This is a genomic window from uncultured Dokdonia sp. (assembly GCF_947492535.1).
Taxonomy (GTDB): domain Bacteria; phylum Bacteroidota; class Bacteroidia; order Flavobacteriales; family Flavobacteriaceae; genus Dokdonia.
Map to the genome: position 1 here is coordinate 1 of NZ_CANLNH010000056.1, position 288 is coordinate 288.

Sequence of the window (288 nt, forward strand, 5' to 3'; positions counted from 1 at the left end):
TAATAGTAGGAAGACTATACTGAATAGTGTGATATGTGTTTTCATATAATAGCGTCTCTTATATATGTTATTGTAAAATTATAAAGCCACTTTCCCTAGGGTTACTTTATCTGATTGTTTGAATAGCTTTACTACTTTGATTTCTTTCGTCTCTTTCGGAGTTCCATAGTTTCTATATACCGTGTACTTTAAAAATGGTGGTAATACATAGTCTCCCTCATCTCCTAAATACTGTATATTAATCAACCATTCGCCACTCGGTGCATCATCGATGATAAACTCCTCCGA

Annotated in this window: 1 pseudogene; it reads right to left on the reverse strand. The window is 33.7% G+C overall.

The annotated features are described in order from the left end of the window. Nucleotides 1–78: 78 nt before the first annotated feature. Nucleotides 79–288, reverse strand: a pseudogene (locus tag Q1A60_RS21530) (hypothetical protein); the annotation flags it as partial.